The following is a 19,758-nucleotide window of genomic DNA, read 5'->3' as shown; positions in this document are numbered from 1 at the left end:
GCTCCTTTCGCCCACGGTCACCCCACCGCCCGCCGGGTGCCGGCGACGGCCGACTACCTCGAGGTCGGTCGCTCGCCGGCACCCGGCACCTTTGCTGTGAAGGAAGTGATGTGATGAGCAGGAACGGGTGGTTCGGCGTCCTCGCCGTCTCCGTCCTGCTGTTCGTCGTCGCAGGTGTCAGCCTCGTCGGCGCGACGGGAGACGACGACATCGGCTCCCTGGACGTGTCGGCAGCCACGGCCTCCGTCGAGCAGACCGAGGCCGAGCCGGGTGACGTCCCCGACGAGGGCTCTGCCCGCGAGGAGTCGGAGGCACGAGCCGGCGCCGCCCCCACGGTGCCGGCGATCGCCCGGCGTCCGGCCAGCCTGGAGACCGTGCAGGCCGAGGCAGCAGCCCAGGCCGTGCCCGTCGGCCTGCGGGTGCCGAGTGTCGACCTCGACGCCCCACTCGACCAGGTCGGGGTGCGTGACGACGGCCTGATGGAGATCCCCGACGACGGCGACCGTGCCGGCTGGTACCGCTACGGTCCCACCCCGGGCGACGACGAGGGCTCGGCCGTGCTGGCCGGACATGTGGACACCCAGGAAGGCCTGGGGGCCATGGCTGCGCTGATGGACGTGGGCATGGACGCCGAGGTCGAGGTCGAGATGGACGACGGCACCGTGCACCGCTACCGCGTGGTCGGCCGGCAGACCATCGAGAAGGACGAGCTCCCGGTGACCGAGCTGTTCGACCGCTCCGGTCCGGCCCGACTGACGCTGGTGACCTGTGGAGGGCCGTGGCGCTATGAGGCAAGCAGCTATCGCGACAACGTCGTCGTCGTCGCGGTCCCGATCGACGAGCGCTGACGACGCGCTCGTCCACGGATCGGAGGAAGTGCGATGCAGTCGGTACGGTGTACGGGTGACCGAGCGAACGACCGGGGTCCGCACGGACGCCGACCAGGACCGCGCTGTGGCCCGCGCGTTTGCGCAGGGGCAGAGCGAGGCGCTCGCGGACGCCTACCGACGCTGGGGCGGACTGGTCCACGGGCTGGCCGCCAAGGCGGTCGGGCGCACGGACGCGGACGACATCACGCAGCAGGTGTTCGTCTCGGCGTGGCAGTCCCGGGCGACCTACGCCCCGGAGCGCTCGCCCCTGGGGGCCTGGCTGGTGGGCATCACCCGGCACCGGATCGCCGACCATCTGGGCACCCGGCACCACGGCAGCGAGGTGCTGACGGACCCGAGCGGACTGTTGGGCTCGATGGAGCACGAGCACGCTCCGGCACACCTGTCGCCGGAGCGGATGGACGCGCTGCTCACGCTCTACGAAGAGCTCGAGCGGATCGGCGACCCGCAACGACACATCGTCCTGCTGGCGTTCTTCCACGACCTGACGCACCAGCAGATCGCCGAGCGGCTCGAGCTGCCGCTGGGCACCGTCAAGAGCCACATCGCGCGCACACTGCGCCGTCTACGAGACCGACTGGAGGAGGGTGAAGATGCACGTCGACCATGACGACCTCGCCCTGCTCGCGATCGGCGAGGGCAGTGCGGCCGACCGGGCGCACGTCGCCCGGTGCAGAGCCTGCCGGACGGAGGTCGCGTCGCTGAGCGCCGTGCGGGAGCTGGTGCTTGTCGGTGGTCCGGTCACCGACACGCCTCCTGCGAGGGTCTGGGCCGGCATCGAGCAGGCGCTCGCCGGGAGCGACGACCCGCTCTCGTCCGGCGACCCCTCCGCGGTCACCGTCACCGAGCAGCCCGGCACGGACGGGCCGCGCGACGAGGTGGGTGAGCGCCGCCGGCGGCGGGCCGCAGAGTCCGGCAGCAGGCAGGGGCGCCGCACAGGCGTCTCCGGGCTGGGCCTGGTGGCGGCGGCCGCAGCAGGCGCGCTGGTGACCTGGGTCGGCGTGAGCCTGGGCGACACCGGCCCCGACACCGGCCCCGACACCGATGACCTGGTCGTGGCCTCGGCCCAGCTGGATGCCCTGGACGACACCGTGCAGCCCGCGTCGGCGCAGATCGTGGAGCGCGACGGTGAACGTCTGCTGGTGCTCGACGCATCCGAGCTGCCGCAGGTCGAGGACGGCTACCTGGAGGTGTGGCTGCTCAAGCCGGACGCCTCCGGCATGGTGACCGTCGGTCTCCTGCAGGCAGGGCAGACGGAGTTCGTGCTGCCGGCCGACCTGTCGACCGACACCTTCCCGGTCGTCGACGTCTCGGTCGAGCACTACGACGGTGACCCGACACACAGCGGCAACAGCCTCTGGCGAGGCGCGGTCGTCCAGGGTTGACCCCTTCGCTCGGACGGCCCCGGGTGGTGTCCTCGCGGTCGGAGCGTCCGGGCGGTCAGCGGCCGGTGGCCACCGGCCGGTCGGGGTCGCTGATCCAGTCGCTCCACGAGCCGATGTAGACCGCCGGGTCGTAGTGCCCGTGCTCGGCGATCTCCATGGCAAGGGCGAGGTGGCAGGCCTGCACGCCCGACCCGCAGTAGACTGCGGTGCGCCGTTCGGGGCGCACCCCGGTCGCTGTCAGCAGGAGCTCGAGGTCGTCGGGGTCGAGGAACCGTCCGGCAGCATCGACCGTGCGTGCCGACGGCAGGCTGAGGGCGCCGGGGATCCGCCCGGCGACCTTGTCCACCGGCTCCTCCTCGCCGCGGAAGCGCTCGGCTGAGCGGGCGTCGAGCACCTGGTGCCGGTCGAGGTAGTGCTCGATGCCGTCGGCGTCGAGGAGCCGGCGCCCGCCCGGGGTGAGGACCACGTCACCGCGCTCGACCTGCACCGGACCGCTGTCGACGGGCCACCCCTCCGCCTTCCAGGCCGCCAGGCCGCCGTTGAGCACACGGACCCGGTCCTTGGCGAAGTAGGTCAGCAACCACCACGCACGTGCCGCGGCCAGGGAGGAGTCGGCGTCGTAGAGCACGACCGGCCGGTCCTCCATGACGCCGACCGACCGGAAGGACTCGGTGGCTGCGGTCAGGGACGGCATGGGGTGGCGACCGCCCCGGCCGTCGTCGGAGGGCGCACCGGACAGGCCCGACTCGAGGTCCAGGAAGGCCGCACCGGGAATGTGGCCCTCGAGGTAGTCGGCGCGGTTGATCTCTGCGTCCTGGCCGAGGCGCCAGCGCACGTCGACGACCACGGGCCTGTCGTCGACGTCGTCGGTCTCCAGCAGCGCCGCCAGCGCATCCGGCTCGATCAGCAGATCGGACATCGGGCTCCCATCGTGGCTCGGGTGACAGCGCCCATCGCCGTCCCCCCGACCTTACGGCGTGCGCCGCCACGGTGGAGGGGCACCCTGCAGCCACCAGCCCATCCAGGAGGTGATGGCCGGCAGCGCCACGTAGGTCATGACCGGGGTGAGCAGCACGGTGCTCAGCAGCACGCGCAGGGGCAGGGACACGTCCTCGGGCAGCACCAGGCTGAGCAGCCAGGTGCTGAGCAGGCTCAGGGGGAAGAACGCGAGCCAGATCACGGTGGCCTGCTTCCATCGAGGCGGAGCGGGAGGTCCGGGACGCAGGTCGGCCTCGTCGCTGCGCGCCGGCTCGTCGAACCACCCCTCGATGCCCGTGCGGCGCTCGACGACACTCTCCCCGACGACGCCCTGGGCCGACTGCAGCCACCAGCGCCGCTGTTCGGAGGCATCCCAGGCCGCAAGGGCCTCCTCGCTGTCGAACCGGTAGAGCATGTGCCACCGGTCGGAGTCCGTGCCGGGGCGCACCCACCCCGTGCCGAGGAAGCCCGGGAAGCGCTCTGCGAGAGACGCGCCTGCGTTGATCCAGGCGACCATGCGGTCGGCCTGGTCAGGGTCGATGTGCCGGGTGATGCTGACGGTCACGGAGGTAGCCACACCGCAGACCCTAGAGTGAGAGACATGTGCCGGAACATCCGTCAGCTCCACAACTTCGAGCCGCCCGCCACCGACGCCGAGGTGCGGGCCGCGGCGCTTCAGTACGTCCGCAAGGTCGGCGGTGCGAGCACACCGTCCCAGGCCAACCAGGCGGCATACGACCGGGCCGTGGACGCCGTCGCCGTGGCGACCCGTGAGCTCCTCGACGCCCTGGTCACCTCCGCCCCACCGAAGGACCGCGAGCGGGAGGCGGCCAAGGCCCGGGCACGCGCTGCCCAGCGCTATGCGGGTGCCCCGTGACCCGAGCCGGCCCCTGTCGCCGGACGCGGGTCCGCAGCGTCGCCAACTGGGTCAACCTGTCGACGCCGTTGGGCCTGCTCGTCGCCCGTGCCGGCCGGTCGCGGGTGCGCCGCGGCCCGGAGCTGCTCTACCTGGCCGACCACTACCGCCTGCGTTTCCCGGTGGCGGGCGCCTTCACCGTCGGTGACGTCGTCATCAGCAGGCACGACCTGGACGCGCTGACCACGAGGCGGCCGGAGCTGCTCCGGCATGAGGAGGCCCACAGCCGGCAGTGGATGTGGTGCCTGGGGCTGCCCTTCCTGCCGCTCTACGTCGTCTCGATGGGCTGGTCCTGGCTGCGCACGGGGGACCGTGCCGCACGCAGTGTGTTCGAGCGCCGCGCGGGCCTGGCCGGGGGAGGGTATGCCGATGTCCCGCCCCGGCCGCTGGGCCCGGTGCTCGCCGGCGCAGCACGCCGGCTCCGCCTGGCCCTCGTCGGCCGCGGAGCAGCGGAGCGCTCCGTCGAGCTCGGGACCCGCGGGTGAGCTACACCGACCGTGACCGGGAGCGGTGGCTGCCCGAGGACCGGTCGCAACAACGTCTCGACCGTGCCGACTTCGCCCGTGACCGGGCCAGGGTGCTGCACTCGGCCGGACTGCGCAGACTGGCCCTGACGACCCAGGTCGTCCAGCCGGGGTCCGACGACTTCGTGCGCAACCGGCTGACGCACTCGCTGGAGGTCGCGCAGATCGGCCGCGAGTTCGGTGCGGGCCTGGGCTGCGACGCGGACGTCGTCGACACCGCATGCCTGGCGCACGACCTCGGGCACCCGCCGTTCGGGCACCACGGTGAGGCGGTGCTCGACGGTCTCGCGCAGGACATCGGCGGCTTCGAGGGCAACGCCCAGACCCTGCGGGTGCTGACCCGGCTCGAGGCCAAGCGTCTGCACCCGGACGGACGGTCGGCAGGGCTGAACCTCACCCGGGCGAGCCTGGACGCCGTGGTGAAGTACCCCTGGGGCCGTGCCGACGCCCCGCCGGGCAGCCGCAAGTACGGCCACTACGGGGACGACGCGGAGGTCTACGCCTGGCTGCGGGCCGACGCGCCGGATGCCGAGCCGCACCGCCTGTGCATCGAGGCCCAGGTGATGGACTGGTCCGACGACGTCGCCTACTGCGTCCACGACGTCGAGGACGCCGTGGCCTCGGGCCGCATCGACCTGCGCGCCCTGCGCGACCCGGCCGAGCAGCAGGCCGTCGTCGCGGTGGCCCGCGACTGGTACGCACCGGACCTGGGTGAGGACATGCTGTGCGCCCAGCTGGACCGGCTCCTGGCCTCCGGCTGGATCCCGCAGGACCACGACGGCTCGCGTGCCTCCCTCGCCGCCCTCAAGGACATGACCAGCCGTCTGGTCGGGCACTTCGTGCACACGGTCGAGCTCACCACGCGCGATCAGCACGGCACAGGAGCGCTGACGCGGTATGCCGCCGGTCTCGTCGTCCCCGACGACGTGCGAGCCCAGACCGCCGTGCTGAAGGCGACCGCCGCACACTTCGTGATGCTGAGCGAGGAACGGCGGCACGTCATGGAGCAGCAGAGCGAGGTCGTCACCGACCTCGTCGAGGCGTTCGAGCACGATGCGGCACTGATGGACGCGATCCATCGGCACGCCCGCGAGGAGGCCGCCTCCCACGGCGACACCCACGGCCGGCGACGCGCAGTGATCGACCAGGTCGCCAGCCTGTCCGATGCGCGCGCCTGGGACATGCACCGGGCCCTGCGCACCTGAGGACGGGATGCTTTCATGAGGGCTCCGGACCGTGGCCCGGACCTCGCCACCGGCAACGGAAGGACGACCCCGTGCTCGACTCCATGACCCTGCCGGTCGTCGGCGCCCCGATGGCAGGCGGCGTGAGCACGCCGGCACTCGTGGCGGCGGTGAGCGGGGCCGGCGGTCTGGGCATGCTGCCCGGCGGCTACCTGACCCCCGAGGAGCTGGCCGCGCAGGCGGTGGAGGTGCGGGAGCTGACCGACCGGCCGTTCGGGATCAACCTCTTCGTGCCGCAGCGGCTGGACCGGGCCGCCCTGGAGCAGGCGGTCACGGCATACCGGATGCGGCTGCTGGCGCTCGCCCGCGCCCGCGGCGCCGTGGTCCCCGAGCCCTTCTGGGGTGACACCGACCACTGGGAGGACAAGGCAGAGCTGGTGCGGGTCGTGGGCGCCTCGGTCGTGTCCTGCACGTTCGGGGTCCCACCGGCGTCCCGGGTCGCCGAGTGGCACGAGGCCGGGCTGGAGGTGCACGTCACGGTGACGGACCCGCTGGAGGCCGCGGCGGCGCAGCGGGCAGGGGCCGACGTGCTCGTCCTGCAGGGCGCAGAGGCGGGGGGTCACCGGGGCACGTTCGACCCGAGCGCCACCCCCAACCGGCTCGACCACCTCGGTCTGCTCGCGTGGGTCGGCTCCGAGACGAGCCTGCCCCTGGTCGCCGCCGGCGGTGTGACCACCTCGGGGGACACGGGGCGCGCGCTGGCCGCCGGGGCCGCCGCGGTGCAGGTGGGCACGGCGCTGCTGCTCAGCGACGAGTCGGGCGCCTCGGTCACCTACCGTGCGGCGCTGCGTGACCCCGACCTGACCACCCGGGTGGTCACCCGTGCCTTCTCCGGCCGGGCCGCGGGCGCGGTGCGCAACGACTTCGTCGCGATGCAGGACGATGCCACCCCGGCGGCCTACCCCGTCGTCGACCAGCTCACGAAGCCGCTGCGGCGGGCGGCGGCGCGGCAGGGGGACGTGCACGGCATCCACATCTGGGCGGGCACCGGATGGCGTGCGGCTCAGGAGCGTCCGGCGGCAGACATCGTCCGCGACCTGGTGCCCTGACCGCAGGAGAGCCTCCTGGCAGCAGGTCAGGGATCGGGGACGGGTCCGGCGCCCTCGGCCTCGTCCCGGTCGGCCCACTCCAGCAGCGGGGCGATGTCAAAGGGGTGGTCGTCGATGTCGGCGTGCAGGTCGCCCAGCGCAGCGTAGCGCTGCGGCATCGTCAGCAGGGTGAAGTCGCGCGGGTCGCAGTCGGCGACCTCGTCCCACCGCAGCGGGGCCGAGACCCGGGCGTCCGGGGTGCCGCGCACCGAGTAGGCGCAGGCGACGGTGTGGTCGCGTGCGTTCTGGTTGAAGTCGACGAACACGGCTCTGGGGTCGCGGTCCTTGCGCCACCACGTCGTCGTCGCCTCGGCGGGGCAGCGCCGCTCGACCTCCCGCGCGAACGAGAGGGCGGCACGGCGCACGTCGGTGAACGGGTGCTCGGGGTGGATCCGCACGTAGATGTGGACGCCCTTGCTGCCCGTCGTCTTGGGGTAGCCCTCGGCGCCGAGCTCGTCGAGCACCTCGTGGGCGACACCGGCCACGCGCCGCACCGTCGAGAAGTCGCACTCGTCACCGGGGTCGAGGTCGATGCGCCACTCGTCGGGGCGTTCGACGTCGGCGCGCCTGCTGTTCCAGGGGTGGAACTCCACGGTCGACATCTGCACGGCCCAGACCACGCTCGCCAGCTCGGTGACGCAGAGCTCGTCCGCCGTGCGGCTCCACCGTGGGAAGGTCACGTGCACGGTCTCGACCCAGGATGGCGCGCCACGAGGAAGGCGCTTCTGGTGCACCTTCTGGCCCTCGACCCCCTCGGGGTAGCGGTGCAGCATGCACGGTCGCTCCCGCAGCGCGTTGACGACGCCGTCACCCACGGACAGGTAGTAGTGCGCCAGGTCCAGCTTCGTGACGCCGACCGCCGGGAAGTAGACGCGGTCCGGGTTGGAGATGCGCACCGTGCGATCACCGACGACGAGCTCGGTCCCTGGGCTGCTCGAGGAGGCCACGAGGCCACTCCACCACAGGCCTGTGGCTCGTGCCAGGATCAGGGGTATGACGTACACGCCCCGGACCGTCGCGACCGCGCGTCTGCACACGGCATACCGGGAGGCGGGAGGCCCCGGCTCGCCCGCGGTGGTCCTGGTCCACGGCAACATCTCGTCCTCGGTGTTCTTCGAGGACCTCATGGACCGGCTCGCAGGAGACTTCCATCTGCTCGCTCCCGACGTGCGGGGCTACGGCGACTCCGAACGGGCCCCGATCGACGCCTCACGCGGGGTGCGTGACCTCTCCGACGACCTGGCTGCCTTCCTCGACGCGGTGGGTGTGACCGGTCCGGTCGACCTGCTCGGCTGGTCCACCGGCGGGGGAGTGCTCATGCAGCTGGCCCTCGACCATCCCGAGCGGGTGCGCCGGCTGGTGCTGGAGGCACCCATGTCGCCCTTCGGGTTCGGTGGCACCAAGGACCCGGAGGGCACACCGGTCACCGAGGACTTCGCCGGCTCCGGTGGCGGCACGGCGAACCCCGACTTCTGCGCGGCGCTCGCCGCCGGTGACCGGGGGACGGAGACGACCAGCCCGCTGACGACGCTGCGCGGCTTCTACGTCGCGCCTGGCATGACCTTCGACCACGAGACCGAGCAGCGCTACCTGGACGGCATGCTGGCGACCAGCGTGGGCGACGACGTGTACCCGGGAGACACGACGACCTCGCCGCACTGGCCCCACGTCGCGCCCGGGCTGACAGGCATGAACAACGCGACCGCGCCCAAGCACTGCGACCTGTCCGGCTTCGCCGACCTCGACCCGGCCCCGCCAGTGCTGTGGGTCCGCGGTGCCGACGACCAGGTCGTCTCCGACACCTCGACGTTCGACCTGGCCTACCTGGGCAGCCTGGGTGCGGTGCCGGGGTGGCCGGGACCGGACGTGTGCCCGCCGCAGCCGATGGTGGCCCAGGTGCGGACCGTGCTCGCGAGCGGCGACCACGTCGAGCGGGTGTACGAGGACTGTGGGCACTCGCCGCACCTGGAGCACCCTCAGCGCTTCGCCGAGGACGTCCGTGCGTTCCTGGCCTGACGGGACGTCGACGTGGCGGGGCTGATCAAGCCGGAGGACGTGCAGGCGGTCAAGGAGCGCACGTCCATCGACGACATCGTGCGCGACCACGTCACGCTGCGCAACGCAGGCATGGGCTCCCTCAAGGGCCTGTGCCCCTTCCACGACGAGAAGACGCCGTCGTTCACCGTGCGGCCCGCGGTGGGCGCCTACCACTGCTTCGGGTGCGGGGAGGGCGGGGACGTCATCTCCTTCGTGATGGCCGTCGACCACCTGACCTTCAGCGAGGCGGTCGAGCGTCTCGCGGGCCGCCTCGGGATGGAGCTGCGCTACGAGGAGTCCTCCGGCCGTGGAGGTCCACGTGAGTCCGAGGGCGGAGGTCTCGGCAAGCGCTCCCGGCTGGTCGAGGCCCACCGGGCGGCTGCGGAGTTCTACCACGAGACGCTCATCACGTCTGCCGAGGCACGGGCCGGGCGCGACTTCCTGCGCGCCAAGGGCTTCACCTCGGGACCAGCCGTGCACTTCGGAGTGGGCTACGCGCCGGGCTCGGGCACCGCGCTGGCCGACCACCTTCGCGACAAGGGCTTCACCCTCGACGAGCTCGTCACCGGCGGGCTCGTCGGCCGTGGGCAGCGCGGTGTCTACGACCGTTTCCGGGGCCGTGTCGTCTGGCCCATCCGTGACATCACCGGCGACACCGTGGGCTTCGGGGCCCGTCGGATCCACGACGACGACCGCATCGCGGCGAAGTACCTCAACACCTCCGAGACCCCGATCTACAAGAAGACCTCCGTGCTCTACGGGCTCGACCTGGCCAAGAAGGCCATGGCCCAGCAGCGCCGGGCCGTCATCGTCGAGGGCTACACCGATGTCATGGCCTGCCACCTGGCAGGCGTCGAGACGGCGGTCGCTACGTGCGGCACCTCGTTCGGCCTCGACCACATCAAGGCCCTGCGTCGGATCCTGCGGGACGAGCCGGGCACGTCACCGGCGCGGGTGATCTTCACCTTCGACGGGGACGCGGCGGGTCAGAAGGCGGCGATGCGGGCCTTCGAGCAGGACCAGCGCTGGGCTGCCCAGTCCTTCGTGGCCGTCGCCCCGGCCGGCCAGGACCCGAACGAGCTGTGGCAGTCCTCCGGCAGCGAGGCGGTCGTCGCCCTGGTCGAGGGTGCCGTGCCGATGTTCGAGTTCGCCGTGCGCACCACGCTCGACGCCTACGAGCTCGACCGCCCCGAGGAGCGGGTCCAGGCGATGCGGGCCGTGGCTCCCATCGTGGCCGGCATCCGCGACCGCTCGCTGCGCCCCGAGTACGTCCGCAGCGTGGCCGGATGGCTGGGGGTCGACGTGGTGGGCTTCGGCCAGGAGGTCGCGCGTGCGGGGGCCGACCCGGGCAGGCACGCGGGACGCCCCCCGGAGCATCGAGGCACGGGGGAGCGGCACGGGGCCGCTGGGGAGACGCAGCCAGGACAGGCTCCGACGATCCCCAGACCCGACCTGCGCGACCCGGTCGTGGCCGTCGAGCGCCAGCTGCTCCAGGTCGTGCTGCAGTACCCCGGCTCGCTCATCGCCGAGGAGGTCGACGCGATCGCCGTCGAAGGCTTCCGGGCCCCGGCGCACCGCGCGTTGTGGCACGGCGTCAGGCAGGCCGGCGGCGTGGCGGCCTCGGGCGCCCTGAGCGCGCGCGGCTGGACCGACGCAGTCGCCGGCCACACCCCTCCGGTGATGGCCCCCATGGTGGCCGAGCTCGCTGTCGCACCGTTGCCGGTGACCCTCGAACCGGGCTCCGGCGAGCCGCCGGTGAAGTATGTCGACTCGCTGGTCTGGCGGGTGATGGAGGCGACCCTCGCCCAGCGGATCGCCGATGCGATGAGTGCGCTGCAGCGGGCGGCCCCGGACGACCCGGAGACGCGGCGGCTCAGCGAGCAGCTTGTCGTGCTGCACCAGGAACGGGCCCGTCTTCGGGCCAGGATGGAGTGAGCATGTTCCGACGGTCGGGGCGCGGTGGCCAGCCGCGCGACAGGCGTGGTCAGGCAGACCTGCCCGCTGGCGTGGACGTCGGCCTACGGAGGGGTGAGCACGTGCTCGCCGTGGCCCAGGACGACCACACCGCCTCCTGGGTGGTGCTCACGACCTACCGGGTGGTGGTGCTCGCCGAGAGCGGTGAGGTGCAGGTCGACCGGCCCTGGCACGACGTCGACACCGGCGCGTGGGACCCCGAGTCCATGACGCTCAGCCTGAGCTGGGTCGGCAGCGTGCGCGGTCTGCAGTGGACCGTGCGCGAGCGCACCGGGCCCGGCCGGCTGCCGGAGGTCTTCTGGGAGAGGGTGTCGGCCAGCGTGGTGCTCGTGCGACAGGTCGACCTGGGCGCCCGGAGGTCGGCCACGGTGAGCATCCGCAAGGTGCTGAGCACCCGTGAGCTGGTCGACCAGGTGCAGCTCGGCCGGGGGTCCCGGGCCGACGACGCCGCGCTCGTCCGCGAGGTCGAGGTCGCCCGTCGCGAGCTGCGTGACCAGGCCGGACTGGCCCCCGTGGACCCCCCGAGCGGCGATTCGTGACCGGCCGGGTGGTTTGGTACAGTCGTGCCTCGCTGCGCTCCTGCGCGGCCATTCCCCTGTAGCTCAATTGGCAGAGCAGCCGGCTGTTAACCGGCAGGTTGTTGGTTCGAGTCCAACCGGGGGAGCGTCGTAAAAAGGCCTCTGAACTGCGGAAACGCAAGTTCAGGGGCCTTTCTCCATCTGAGTGCAGCGACTATGCATCGTTCGCAGGTGGCTGTCACTCAACCGAGAGGAGCAGCCATCACCCTTCTTGGGCGTGTTCCCGCCGACATCCGGCAACCCGCCCAAGCGTGAACTTCCCGTCGCCCAGCCAGCGTCTGCGGTGCCGCCCAGGAGCAGGTCGAGTCCTTCCCGGACACTCATCCAGTCCGGCGCCACCCGCCAACCGGGCGGGCGTCGACGAACCTCTCGGTCGAGTCGAGCTTGATCCGCAGCGTCTTGCGCCCGAGCCGTAGGGCGTCGAGGTGCCCGTCGGCGAGGTAGCGGCGCACGGTCTTCGTCGAGACCGCGAGGGCGTCGGCCGCCTCGTAGGATTCCCGTGGAGTGGTGGGCTTTGAGGTGATGCTTACTGCCTACCGGTCGCTCTTCTCGAACCTCCCCTGTGTTCGCGATGTCCTCTCTACCGTCCTGGGCACCTTCGTCCCGACGTCTCAGACGAGCTAGATGACTGCATGGAGGTGAGCTGCGGCGCATCGGCACCGATGTCTGTCAGGGACAGGTGCGTCTTGCCTACCAGGCCCTGGCCAGCGATCCGGTCCCAGCCGGGTAGGGCGGTCAGCTTCAGCGAGGCGCGGCGCAGCCACAGCCGTGTCCGTGACGACGGCAGGAACCACTTGGCGCCGCGCCGGCCGACTTCCTGCTTGGCCTCGACGATGGGCTGCCAGGCCTGCTGGTAGCGCGCCAGGGCGTCTTCGACCGGGCCTCCGGCCGCCAGCTCCCGTCCGAGGACGTAGGCGCCGGCGACGGCAAGGGAGGCACCCTGGCCGGCTAGGAGCGAAACTGCCTGGCAGGCGTCGCCGAGCAGGACGACCCTGCCGCGGTGCCACTGCGGCACCTCCACCTGGGCGACCACGTCGTAGTAGAGCTCGGACGGCGGTGGGCAGCGCTCCAGCGCCCGCGGGACCACCCAGCCCAGCGTCGAGTAGGTCCGCCGCACAGCGGCACGGGTGTCCTCCGGGATGGCTGGCTCGGGGTCGTGGTGCACGGTGAACGCGGCAACCCTGCCGTCCCGCAACGCGTACAGCCCCATCTGCCGGCCCACCGTGTCGGTGAGGCAGAACCGGTTGCCGAGCTGCCGCCGGACGTGCGGATCATCGAAGATGTACGCGGCCGTGTGCAGGCCCAGGTAGCGGATGAAGCGCGACTCCTCCCCGAAGACCATTGCCCGGACCTGGGAGTGGATGCCATCCGCACCGACCAGCAGATCGGCCTCCAGCACGGTGCCGTCGCTCAGCACCGCCCGCACGCCGTCCGGCACGGTCGCCACGCTGGCGAGCGTGCGCCCGTAGTGCAGCACGACCTCGCCCTCGACCTGCTCGCGCAACGCCCGTTCCAGGTCAGGACGCATGATGCTCAGCAGCCGCCCGTCGAGCAGCCGGGCGAAGCGCTCGTAGTCCAAGCTGGCCCGGCGCCCTCCGGAGGAGTCGACGTAGCTGACGTCGTCGAGCCGGTAGCCGAGCTCGCGCAGCGGCGGCAGCAGGCCCATCGCCTCGGCGGCGTCGTAGCCCAGGCCGAAGAAGTCCATCATGTACCCCTGCTCCCGGGGGCCCGGTGCTCGCTCCACGACCATGACCTCCCACCCGCAGGTGGTCAGCCGCTGGGCCAGTGCCAGTCCCGCGATCCCGGCTCCGCAGATCAGCGCTCTCATCCTCAACCGCTCCCTTCCGCGCCGGCGTCCGCATCACCATCAGTCAGCAGCCGGCGCAGCACCGGCGAAACGACGCTTGAGGTCATCCCCGGGTTCAGCGCGCGGTGCAGCAGCACACCGTCGACCGCTGCCACGAGCACGGCGGCCGTGTCCTCAGGTGCCCGCGTGCCCTGCATCGCCAGCCAGGAAGCGAGGTCACCGCGGAACTCCTCCAGCAGGCGACTCAGCCCCATCCGCAGCTGCTCGTCCCGCGTCGACGCCAAGTACGCCTCGACGAACAACAGCGACGTCGTGTCCGTCCCGTCGTAGTCATCCAGGGCAGCAAGCATGTCCCCCAGCGCCGCGCCCGCCGACGCGTTCTTGGACAGGAGAGGAGGAAACACCGACAGCACCTCACCCATCACCGCGACGACGGCCTGTCTGAGCAGCGATTGCACCGAGTCGAAGTGGTAGTGCACCAGCCCTGGACCCACGCCTGCCCGCTCCGCTACCGCTCGGGTGCTGACCGCGTGCCAGCCCACCTCTGGGATCAACTGCGCAGCAGCCACCAACAACCGCCTGCGGACCTCGGCACCGCGCTCTGCCGACGTGGAAAACCCCATACAGTCTGCTCCTTGTGCATCTGCCTTGGGCAAGTGCCCAAAAAGTTACAGCAGCTTCCACCCGCGCGGAAGCTCCGCGAACGTAGATCCGCCTGCGGTCGGTGGAACCGCTGGGACGCACAGGTGAGAACGAGTTCCGCACCCCTGTCGACACGCCTCGCACTCGGCACGATCGACACCCTGGATATGCGTCCATAGCTGATGTGCCTGGTTGCCTCGTCCGGTGGGGTTGATCGGAGAAGCGGGGGAGCGGTCATGTCCGGTCGTCTGCACCCGCTTCGCTGGCGGCGCTATGACGCGGCTGCGTTTCGCGCTGCGAGCCAGTCCGCGATCTGCGGAACGTCCAGCCCGCCGGCGGCCGCCCCGAGCATCATCTGCTCCGCCTCGTCGACGGTGTAGGTCAGATCGCGGCCATTGAGGAGGCAGAAGACTCGGGCGGCCGACCAGGCAAGGCGTTTGTTGCCGTCCACCAGGGCGTGGTTGCGGACCAGGGAATGCAGCAGCGCCGCGACCTTGTCCTCGAACGCCGGGTAGGCGTCGTCGCCGAACACGGTGGTCATCGGCCGTGCGGCAGCCGCGGCAAGGAGGCCCGGGTCCCTCACCGCGACGTCGTCGAGCACCCCGGATGCGATCTCCAGAAGGTCCTCGACCGAGAGGTAGTCCAGCTCCTCGGCGCTCACCGACTCAGTCGCTCGAGCAGCTCGCTGTCCTCAGTGCGGACTCGGTCGATCGCGGCCCTCAGTCGCTGCGGACGCTCTGAGACGTACTGAGCGATCGCGGCTCGAGCGACCTCCTGCATGGAACGCCCTTCCTGCTCGGCCTTCTTGCGCAGGGCTTCGCTCTCGGCGTCGGTCAGCCTCAGGTTCATCGCCATATCTGGATGGTACCGCAGCGGTACCATAGCGCTCAGGAACTGTGCGACGCCAGGTTCAGGGGGGCCCGCTTCGCGGCGATGTGACGCATCTCCGAAGCGCCCGGATGGACAGCCCATGCATTCGGATATCAGTCGCGGGCGGCGTCAGACGGCGCCGTCGAGGGCGTTGGGTAGGTGGCCAGGAGTACGCCTGGTGATTCGCTGGTGGCCTGCCGCTCGCCATTGCGGTCGGGGGTGGCTGCGACCATGCTGGGCGAACCATGGATGGGAGCAGTCGGTATGAGTCTCAGCAAGCCGATCGGCCCGGAGTTCCGGGCATTCGACTTCGCGCACGACCGGCGCACGTATGAGGTCTTTCGGGGTGGTTCGGGGTCAGCGGTTCTCGTGCTCCATGAGATCCCCGGCCTGCATCCAGGCGTCATCGATTTCGCCCGTCGGCTGATCGCCGCTGGGTACACCGTGTACCTCCCGTCCCTGTACGGGCGCCCCGCAGCCCCCGCGAACGGCCGCGAGATCCTGCGATCGATCGTGCAGGTCTGCGTGGCACGGGAGTTCACCAAGCTGGCCGACCGCACGAGCCCCGTCGTCGGGTGGCTGCGGGCACTCGCCGCGTCGGCCCACCGTGAGTGTGGCGGTCCCGGGGTCGGCGTGGTCGGGATGTGCTTCACCGGAGGTTTCGCGCTGGCAACAGCTCTCGAACCCTCAGTCGTCGCGTCCGTCATGAGCCAGCCGGTCATGCCCGCACCAATCGGGAAGCGTGGCCGTGCCGCCCTGGGTATGGATGCTCAGGATCTCTCGACAATCACGGAACGAACCAGCGACGGACTGCGCGTGCTCGGGCTCCGGTTCACCAACGACCGGGGTTGCCCTTTGGAGCGATTCGAGACCCTCCGGGCGACGCTGGGGACGTCCTTTGAGGGGATCGAGATCGACTCTTCGCCGGGCAACGCGGCTGGCATCGCGCCGTCGGCGCACGCGGTGCTCACGGTCTCCCTCGTCGACGAACCGGGCCATCCGACCCGGGTCGCCCTCGACCGGGTATTGGCGTTTCTGGCCGAGCAGCTGCGCCCTTGACCGCCGTTGCGGCGTGAGAGCGAATCCCAGCCGGGGCGGGATCCAGCGACCGATCGACGTCGGGTGTCTGCCTGCCGGGACTTCGAGTTCCGTGCCCGGGCCATCAGTCACCCTCCGGCATCACCTGGGTGTCGTCCGTCTCGTAGGTGATGCGGAACACCGGGTAGTTGTCGCCGATTGCCTCGATGTCGTCGGTCGACGGCTCAGGGTCGAGACCGAAGTAGAAGCGTGCTTGGTCCGCATTGGCTTCCGCGCCGCTGCGTCGTTGGCCAGCCTGCAGGTACTCCGCGATGATCTCTGCACGCTCGGTCGACGCGAGCTCCTCGAGGTGGACCTGTCGGGCTCCGCGACGGCTGACCACCGGCTGGCCGTGTGCTGCTCGGACATTCCTGACCCACTGCGACTCCCCGGCGAGAGCGACGAGGTAGTCATCCCCCCGGTAGCGAGTCCGAAGAATCGGCACGCGGCGCACCTTCCCGGTCGTGCGCCCGCGCACCTGGAGCGTCACGGCGTCTCGCGGAGCCAGACCGAGCGATGTCAGCAGCACACCAAGCCAGTTGAGGCGCCGGTACCATCCCGCCGGGGGTCGGTAGGCCGTGCGGGCGGAGTAGTCCTGAGGCTTCACGTCGACCCTCCTGACCGCAGCCGACTGGCCGCATCTCAACGTTCTCACCGCAACCTCGAGTCGCACAGGGGCAAAGGTCCCCGGCCAAGTCCCCGCCCAGGGAGAGTCCCCGGCGGCAGCGACGACCTCGCCGTACGCGGCAGAAGGACGCTCCTGACACCCTCGAGCAGGGGTGTACGGTCTCCCGGCCAAGGTCATTCGCGGGGGCGATGCGTGGAGGTTGATCAGTCTGCTGTGATTCTTTGGCGACCGCCGCCGTAGACTCCGGCGGGTGAGCAACCCTGGGCCGTACCTCACGATGGAGGACGTCATCGGCGGCACCCCGCTGGTGCGTCTGCAGCGCCTTCCGGGGCCGGAGAACGAACGCCGCGGCAACGTGCTGCTCGCCAAGCTGGAGGGGAACAACCCGGCCGGCTCGGTGAAGGACCGGCCGGCGATCAGCATGATCCGCGGCGCCGAGGAGCGAGGGGAGATCTCCCCCGGCGACATTCTGCTGGAAGCCACGTCCGGCAACACCGGGATCGGCTTGGCGATGGCGGCGGCGATCAGCGGCTACCCCCTGGTCCTCGTGATGCCTGAAAACGCCTCCACCGAGCGGATCCAGACGATGAAGGCGTATGGAGCCGACCTGGTTCTTACCTCGGCAGAGGGCGGCATGGAAGAGGCACGCGACGTCGTGACGCGGATGGAGCGGGAGGGTAGAGGCCGGGTCTTGGACCAGTTCGGCAACCCGGACAACCCCCGTGCCCACGAGAACGGCACGGGCCCGGAGCTGTGGCGCCAGACCGACGGACGGATCACGCACTTCGTGTCCGCGATGGGCACCACCGGCACGATCACCGGGGTCTCGCGGTTCCTGAAGTCGCGCAACCCCGGTGTCCAGATCGTCGGGGCACAGCCCGCGGAGGGCGCGAAGATCCCCGGGATCCGCGCCTGGCCACCGGAGTACGTGCCGAAGATCTTCGATCCGTCAGCGGTGGACCGGACCGTGGAAGTCACCCAGACCGACGCCGAGGAGACGGCCCGCCGGCTGGCCCGTGAGGAGGGCGTCTTCGGCGGTGTCTCCGCGGGCGGCGCTTGCTGGACCGCGCTGCAGGTGGCCGAGGATGTCGAAGGGGCGACGATCGTCTTCGTGGTCTGCGACCGCGGCGACCGGTACCTCTCCAGCGGTGTGTTCCCCGCCTGAGAGTCTTGGCCGACGACCGGGGGACTGTCGTATACGCGGCGAATTGACGCAGGTGACCGACACGCTTGACGTGGACGCCGGCAAGCGTCCACAAGCCGGCCCGAGTAGTGACTGGGTCAGTCGGTCTTCACCAGCAACTCGCGCGGTTCGCAGCTGACGTGGATCCAGCCCTCCCGCCAGGGCCACCGCCTGGTTCGCCGACCACGGCGTCACCGTCGAACGAGCGCTGTCCGACAACAGCAGCTGCTACCGCTCCCACGCTTGGCGCGACACCTGTGCGGAGCTCACCATCACCCACAAGTGTCAATGGCCAGGTACAAGTCCCCGGTTTTGGCCAGGTGGAAGTCCCCACCCTCTGCTGGGTTGATAACGTGGTCAGGGGGCCACCTCCTGCTCGTTGGCGGGCTTGGCGCATGCGGTAGGACTGGCCGTTGGTGAACCGCCCTGGGTTCGGTGGAGACCAGTGGTTGGTCGGTCCGCTGGGCAACCCTGCAAATGGGCTCGACCCCGAGGCGGCGACCCCCGACGACGTCGTCCTTGTTGGTGTTGACGAAGGCGACTATCTCTTCGAGGGGCGGTCGAGCTCCGCCGCGAAGAAACTGGCGGCTCGCCGCAGGATCGTCGTTCGCGCGGCGCAGCTCGCAGACCTCCTGCGCCAGGTCCCGCACACGCTGCGCCTCCTCCGTCGACGTGCCAGCGGCCAGACGCTCGTCGACCTCGGCCTGCTTGACCCAGGTCCGCACCGACTCCACGCCATAGCCCAGCTGGTCGGCGACCCGCTTCACCGTGCCCTGGCTGGTGCCGAGCTCGGCCCGCAGCGTGCGGACCATCCGCACCGCGGCCGCCTTCTCCTCATCGGTGCACCGACGCGACGTGGTCGTCTTCCTCGACCGATTCGTCTCTGACAAGACTCCATCCTCGCTTCCAAGGTCAGGAGTCTCCACCGAACCCAGGGCGGTTCACACTGCCAAACCATTGCCGCTTGACGAGTTAGTGCCCTGGGATGTCTAGGGTGGCACCCACGCCCAGGCCTCCCGGTCGCGTTCCCGGTTCCTGGTGGGCCCAGCCGGGCCGACTTAGGCGAAGGCGCGAGAGAGATGCTCGTAGTTCTCCGGGCTGCGTCGAGCATCCCGCGGATGGTGTCGCGCCAAGGCCAAGGCTTTGTCACGCGTGTCGGCACCACGAGGATGTGCATTGGCCGGTATCAGGTGCCACGTGGTGAACGGGAGGTGCAACTGTCCCAGGCCATGGACGATCTCGTGGATCAGGACCGTCGCTTGGATGTCGGTGGAGTGCCCGTAGAAGTTGGGACAGATCCTCACGCGGCGCGCTTGCAGCCCCCCTGCATGCCACGCCCAATGCCCCTTGCAATGTCCACGGTTCGTCTTAAGGGCGTATGTCACGCGCTTGCCTAGTCGCTTCTCGATCTCGAAGATGCGCTTACGCGTGAGCCGGATCTGGCGCTTGGTGAGTTTCTCGTCACCGAGCCATCGAGTGAAGTCGCTGCTCTCCTTCCAAGCCTTCCTCCGTCGCTTCCACAGCCCAAGACCGCGACGTTGGTCCCAGATGTCCTCCATCTGGGCACGCATGTTAGTTGACAGTTCCTGTGCGCGGCCATGCGCAGCCTGCACCTCGGCGACGTGGTTGTTGCTGAATCGCTCGGTGTCGTAAATGAACTTGATGCGAGTCAAGGGAGCCTCCTTGCATGTGCGGCAGAGTTGAGGATGTGAACGTCGTGACTGTGCACAGTAGCCACGAATCAACTGACGTTTCCCGGGCCGCGGGATAAGGTGCTGGCTTTCCTTCGCTCATCCGTCGTTCGAGTGTGACCTGCCTCATAGCGTGTGTCAACATCTCGACGAGACTCACGAAAAGTGCCCGCGAAACGCGGGCCGTGCCTCATGTAGGAATGCCCGCGAAACCAGGGGCGTGCTGGGGGCACCCTGGGACATGGA

Annotated in this window: 22 protein-coding genes, 1 tRNA gene and 2 pseudogenes; 14 read left to right on the top strand and 11 right to left on the bottom strand. The window is 70.5% G+C overall.

Annotated features, from left to right (window positions below; translation table 11 throughout):
* Positions 1–113 precede the first annotated feature (113 nt).
* Genes LVO85_RS16320 through LVO85_RS16310 form a run of 3 tightly spaced genes read left to right on the top strand, consistent with a single transcriptional unit; the run spans position 114 to position 2,275 of the window.
* Positions 114–848, top strand: coding sequence for a class F sortase (locus LVO85_RS16320; protein WP_232748674.1), 735 nt, complete (start codon positions 114–116; stop codon positions 846–848).
* 55 nt (positions 849–903) lie between these two features.
* On the top strand, positions 904–1,500 hold the full coding sequence (locus tag LVO85_RS16315; RefSeq protein ID WP_232748673.1) for an RNA polymerase sigma factor: 597 nt from the start codon (positions 904–906) through the stop codon (positions 1,498–1,500).
* Positions 1,484–2,275 carry an anti-sigma factor gene (locus LVO85_RS16310; RefSeq protein ID WP_232748672.1) on the top strand — a complete coding sequence of 264 codons (792 nt, stop codon included), beginning with the start codon at positions 1,484–1,486 and terminating at the stop codon, positions 2,273–2,275. Before LVO85_RS16315 ends, LVO85_RS16310 begins: the two co-directional genes overlap by 17 nt.
* 55 nt (positions 2,276–2,330) lie before the next feature.
* Here the strand turns inward: LVO85_RS16310 and LVO85_RS16305 are convergent, their stop codons facing one another.
* Entirely contained in the window at positions 2,331–3,194 is an 864-nt protein-coding gene (locus tag LVO85_RS16305) for a sulfurtransferase (RefSeq protein WP_232748671.1), read from the bottom strand.
* Between the two features lie 51 nt (positions 3,195–3,245).
* The gene (locus LVO85_RS16300) at positions 3,246–3,830 is read right to left on the bottom strand and encodes an antibiotic biosynthesis monooxygenase (RefSeq protein ID WP_232748670.1); all 585 of its coding nucleotides are present in this window, start codon (positions 3,828–3,830) and stop codon (positions 3,246–3,248) included.
* A gap of 24 nt (positions 3,831–3,854) precedes the next feature.
* On the opposite strand from LVO85_RS16300, the gene LVO85_RS16295 reads away from it, so the two are divergent.
* From LVO85_RS16295 to LVO85_RS16280, 4 genes are all read left to right on the top strand, one after another.
* The gene (locus tag LVO85_RS16295; RefSeq protein ID WP_232748669.1) at positions 3,855–4,130 is read left to right on the top strand and encodes a DUF2277 domain-containing protein; all 276 of its coding nucleotides are present in this window, start codon (positions 3,855–3,857) and stop codon (positions 4,128–4,130) included.
* Complete coding sequence (locus LVO85_RS16290) at positions 4,127–4,654, top strand: hypothetical protein (protein ID WP_232748668.1); 528 nt, start codon at positions 4,127–4,129, stop codon at positions 4,652–4,654. The genes LVO85_RS16295 and LVO85_RS16290 overlap by 4 nt, the downstream gene beginning before the upstream one ends.
* Positions 4,651–5,898, top strand: coding sequence for a deoxyguanosinetriphosphate triphosphohydrolase (locus LVO85_RS16285; RefSeq protein WP_232748667.1), 1,248 nt, complete (start codon positions 4,651–4,653; stop codon positions 5,896–5,898). Before LVO85_RS16290 ends, LVO85_RS16285 begins: the two co-directional genes overlap by 4 nt.
* Before the next feature lie 71 nt (positions 5,899–5,969).
* Complete coding sequence (locus LVO85_RS16280; protein WP_232748666.1) at positions 5,970–6,986, top strand: nitronate monooxygenase; 1,017 nt, start codon at positions 5,970–5,972, stop codon at positions 6,984–6,986.
* 26 nt (positions 6,987–7,012) lie between these two features.
* On the opposite strand, the gene ligD is transcribed toward LVO85_RS16280, so the two are convergent.
* On the bottom strand, positions 7,013–7,972 hold the full coding sequence (ligD, locus tag LVO85_RS16275; protein ID WP_232748665.1) for a non-homologous end-joining DNA ligase: 960 nt from the start codon (positions 7,970–7,972) through the stop codon (positions 7,013–7,015).
* 46 nt (positions 7,973–8,018) lie between these two features.
* Here ligD and LVO85_RS16270 point away from each other — a divergent pair, with 46 nt between their 5' ends.
* The 4 genes from LVO85_RS16270 to LVO85_RS16255 all read left to right on the top strand — a co-directional run bounded on the left by LVO85_RS16270 (position 8,019) and on the right by LVO85_RS16255 (position 11,700).
* Positions 8,019–9,041: an alpha/beta fold hydrolase gene (locus LVO85_RS16270; protein WP_232748664.1), complete on the top strand. Its 1,023-nt coding sequence runs from the start codon at positions 8,019–8,021 to the stop codon at positions 9,039–9,041.
* A 12-nt stretch (positions 9,042–9,053) separates the two neighbouring features.
* The gene (gene dnaG / locus LVO85_RS16265; protein ID WP_232748663.1) at positions 9,054–10,997 is read left to right on the top strand and encodes a DNA primase; all 1,944 of its coding nucleotides are present in this window, start codon (positions 9,054–9,056) and stop codon (positions 10,995–10,997) included.
* A gap of 2 nt (positions 10,998–10,999) precedes the next feature.
* Positions 11,000–11,575 carry a hypothetical protein gene (locus tag LVO85_RS16260; RefSeq protein WP_232748662.1) on the top strand — a complete coding sequence of 192 codons (576 nt, stop codon included), beginning with the start codon at positions 11,000–11,002 and terminating at the stop codon, positions 11,573–11,575.
* Between the two features lie 52 nt (positions 11,576–11,627).
* Positions 11,628–11,700: transfer RNA gene (locus tag LVO85_RS16255), tRNA-Asn, on the top strand.
* A 234-nt stretch (positions 11,701–11,934) separates the two neighbouring features.
* Here LVO85_RS16255 and LVO85_RS17235 read toward each other — a convergent pair.
* The 5 genes from LVO85_RS17235 to LVO85_RS16235 all read right to left on the bottom strand — a co-directional run bounded on the left by LVO85_RS17235 (position 11,935) and on the right by LVO85_RS16235 (position 14,918).
* Entirely contained in the window at positions 11,935–12,138 is a 204-nt protein-coding gene (locus LVO85_RS17235) for a helix-turn-helix domain-containing protein (RefSeq protein WP_408637702.1), read from the bottom strand.
* Between the two features lie 56 nt (positions 12,139–12,194).
* On the bottom strand, positions 12,195–13,442 hold the full coding sequence (locus tag LVO85_RS16250) for an FAD-dependent monooxygenase (RefSeq protein WP_232748661.1): 1,248 nt from the start codon (positions 13,440–13,442) through the stop codon (positions 12,195–12,197).
* 2 nt (positions 13,443–13,444) lie between these two features.
* Entirely contained in the window at positions 13,445–14,044 is a 600-nt protein-coding gene (locus LVO85_RS16245; RefSeq protein ID WP_232748660.1) for a TetR/AcrR family transcriptional regulator, read from the bottom strand.
* A gap of 290 nt (positions 14,045–14,334) precedes the next feature.
* A complete protein-coding gene (locus LVO85_RS16240; RefSeq protein WP_232748659.1) occupies positions 14,335–14,724 on the bottom strand; it encodes a type II toxin-antitoxin system death-on-curing family toxin in 390 nt (129 codons plus the stop codon).
* Positions 14,721–14,918 (bottom strand): ribbon-helix-helix protein, CopG family, encoded by a 198-nt coding sequence (locus LVO85_RS16235; RefSeq protein ID WP_232748658.1) that lies wholly within the window; start codon positions 14,916–14,918, stop codon positions 14,721–14,723. Before LVO85_RS16235 ends, LVO85_RS16240 begins: the two co-directional genes overlap by 4 nt.
* A 279-nt stretch (positions 14,919–15,197) precedes the next feature.
* Here LVO85_RS16235 and LVO85_RS16230 point away from each other — a divergent pair, with 279 nt between their 5' ends.
* Positions 15,198–15,992 carry a dienelactone hydrolase family protein gene (locus tag LVO85_RS16230; protein WP_232748657.1) on the top strand — a complete coding sequence of 265 codons (795 nt, stop codon included), beginning with the start codon at positions 15,198–15,200 and terminating at the stop codon, positions 15,990–15,992.
* 103 nt (positions 15,993–16,095) lie between these two features.
* Here LVO85_RS16230 and LVO85_RS16225 read toward each other — a convergent pair whose 3' ends face one another.
* Entirely contained in the window at positions 16,096–16,617 is a 522-nt protein-coding gene (locus tag LVO85_RS16225) for a nitroreductase/quinone reductase family protein (protein ID WP_232748656.1), read from the bottom strand.
* A gap of 271 nt (positions 16,618–16,888) precedes the next feature.
* On the opposite strand from LVO85_RS16225, the gene cysM reads away from it, so the two are divergent.
* Both cysM and LVO85_RS16215 read left to right on the top strand, forming a co-directional pair.
* The gene (cysM, locus tag LVO85_RS16220) at positions 16,889–17,803 is read left to right on the top strand and encodes a cysteine synthase CysM (RefSeq protein WP_232748655.1); all 915 of its coding nucleotides are present in this window, start codon (positions 16,889–16,891) and stop codon (positions 17,801–17,803) included.
* Positions 17,804–17,981: 178 nt separating this feature from the next.
* Positions 17,982–18,104 (top strand): annotated as a pseudogene (locus tag LVO85_RS16215) (IS481 family transposase); the annotation flags it as partial.
* Between the two features lie 177 nt (positions 18,105–18,281).
* Here LVO85_RS16215 and LVO85_RS16210 read toward each other — a convergent pair.
* Both LVO85_RS16210 and LVO85_RS16205 read right to left on the bottom strand, forming a co-directional pair.
* Positions 18,282–18,711 (bottom strand): annotated as a pseudogene (locus LVO85_RS16210) (transposase); the annotation flags it as partial.
* Positions 18,712–18,879: 168 nt separating this feature from the next.
* Positions 18,880–19,494 (bottom strand): hypothetical protein, encoded by a 615-nt coding sequence (locus tag LVO85_RS16205; RefSeq protein ID WP_232748654.1) that lies wholly within the window; start codon positions 19,492–19,494, stop codon positions 18,880–18,882.
* Positions 19,495–19,758 lie beyond the last annotated feature (264 nt).

Origin of the sequence: Ornithinimicrobium sediminis (assembly GCF_021272345.1) — a bacterium.
Lineage (GTDB): Bacteria > Actinomycetota > Actinomycetes > Actinomycetales > Dermatophilaceae > Ornithinicoccus > Ornithinicoccus sediminis_B.
The sequence above is the reverse complement of the archived record's forward strand: the minus strand, read 5'-3'. Positions and strand labels throughout refer to the sequence as shown.

Bases quoted from the DNA above. Each gene is read 5' to 3' on its own strand.
- LVO85_RS16250 (WP_232748661.1), bottom strand. From the start codon at position 13,442: ATGAGAGCGCTGATCTGCGGAGCCGGGATCGCGGGACTGGCACTGGCC.
- LVO85_RS16235 (WP_232748658.1), bottom strand. From the start codon at position 14,918: ATGGCGATGAACCTGAGGCTGACCGACGCCGAGAGCGAAGCCCTGCGC.
- LVO85_RS16320 (WP_232748674.1), top strand. From the start codon at position 114: ATGAGCAGGAACGGGTGGTTCGGCGTCCTCGCCGTCTCCGTCCTGCTG.
- LVO85_RS16245 (WP_232748660.1), bottom strand. From the start codon at position 14,044: ATGGGGTTTTCCACGTCGGCAGAGCGCGGTGCCGAGGTCCGCAGGCGG.
- LVO85_RS16270 (WP_232748664.1), top strand. From the start codon at position 8,019: ATGACGTACACGCCCCGGACCGTCGCGACCGCGCGTCTGCACACGGCA.
- LVO85_RS16260 (WP_232748662.1), top strand. From the start codon at position 11,000: ATGTTCCGACGGTCGGGGCGCGGTGGCCAGCCGCGCGACAGGCGTGGT.
- LVO85_RS16295 (WP_232748669.1), top strand. From the start codon at position 3,855: ATGTGCCGGAACATCCGTCAGCTCCACAACTTCGAGCCGCCCGCCACC.
- LVO85_RS16305 (WP_232748671.1), bottom strand. From the start codon at position 3,194: ATGTCCGATCTGCTGATCGAGCCGGATGCGCTGGCGGCGCTGCTGGAG.
- LVO85_RS16230 (WP_232748657.1), top strand. From the start codon at position 15,198: ATGAGTCTCAGCAAGCCGATCGGCCCGGAGTTCCGGGCATTCGACTTC.
- LVO85_RS16310 (WP_232748672.1), top strand. From the start codon at position 1,484: ATGCACGTCGACCATGACGACCTCGCCCTGCTCGCGATCGGCGAGGGC.